The 1364-nt window shown below is 36.4% G+C and carries 2 protein-coding genes; both read left to right on the forward strand.

The genetic code is table 11. From position 1 onward, the window contains the following. Positions 1-88 precede the first annotated feature (88 nt). Entirely contained in the window at positions 89-382 is a 294-nt protein-coding gene (locus tag ACESPO_RS13230) for a transposase (protein WP_270666278.1), read from the forward strand. 56 nt (positions 383-438) lie between these two features. Next, positions 439-1302 carry an IS3 family transposase gene (locus tag ACESPO_RS13235; protein WP_499788985.1) on the forward strand — a complete coding sequence of 288 codons (864 nt, stop codon included), beginning with the start codon at positions 439-441 and terminating at the stop codon, positions 1300-1302. Positions 1303-1364 lie beyond the last annotated feature (62 nt).

A 1364-nucleotide genomic window follows, 5' to 3' on the forward strand; every position in this document is an offset into this window, starting at 1 on the left:
TGGTGGTAGAATATAAATAGTACAAAATAAACATGACCATTTTCAATAAATATTATATGATAGTCATAGAGCAAGGAGGAGAATGGTTATGGCAAAAGGTACAAAATATTCACAGGAGTTTAAAGAAGATGCAGTAAGGTATCGATTAGAGCATCCAGAGATGGCACTCCGTAAATGTGCTGAAAATCTCGGAATCAGTGAGTCGGCACTGAAGAATTGGATGAAATCAGCAAAGAATCATGAAGGAGCTGTTCCGACTCGTGGATCAGGCAATTATGCAAGTGATGAGGCAAAAGAAATTGCTCGTTTGCAGCGAGAATTACGAGATACAAAGGATGCACTTGAAGTATTAAAAAAAGCAATCGGTATTCTGGGAAAATGACAAAAACTCTTTATGCTGCTACATCTGCGTATGTAGGCGAAATTAACAAGCTGCCTGTGAAACGTCAAGTTTCTGTCAGCGGAATACTGAAAAAATTAGACGTTTCACGATCTGGTTATAATGCATGGAAGAAGCGGGTTCCTTCGGACACGTCTATTCGTCGAACTGTTTTAGAAGAGAAAATCCAAAAGATTTATGAGGATTCGCATCAAAATTATGGTGCTCCTAAAATTACAGCAGAATTACGGAAATCCGGAGAACGTGTCGCTGAAAAAACAGTAGGAAATTATATGCGTCAAATGGGAATAAAAGCACAATGGGTTAAACCATATATTCAAACAACTATTGATTCCGACCTAAGCCAGAAACTAAAAAATATTTTAAATGAACAATTTAACCCAGAACATCCCGATGCGGTATGGTGCTCTGATATCACTTATATTTGGACGTTTGAAGGATTTGTATATCTCACAAGCATTATGGATTTATATTCCAGAAAAATTGTTTCCTGGGTACTAAGTGAAACGCTGGAGGCATCTCATGTAGTAAAATGTATTGAAAAAGCAAAACAGTCCAGACATATTGAAAATCCGCTGATTTTTCATTGTGACAGAGGATGCCAATATGTATCAGAGACATTCCACAAGGCAACCGCTGGAATGATTCACAGCTATTCCAAGAAAGCTTATCCATGGGACAATGCCTGCATAGAATCGTTCCATGCTCTTCTGAAACGAGAGTGGATTAATCGATTCAAAATTTTCAACTACACTCATGCATATAAACTAATTTTTGAATATATTGAAACATTCTATAATACAGTCCGTATTCATAGTCATTGTGGATATTTGTCTCCAAATGAATATGAGGAACAATATCTGAAAAACTTGGAAACGGACGTAACAAACTTAGCGAGTTAACAATTACAAAAAAAGGGAAAATTGGTTACATTTAATTTGTACTTTTTCTTGACATAGGACCA

Origin of the sequence: Coprococcus sp. HPP0074, from assembly GCF_964238105.1 — a bacterium.
Classification (GTDB): Bacteria; Bacillota; Clostridia; order Lachnospirales; family Lachnospiraceae; genus Faecalimonas; species Faecalimonas umbilicata.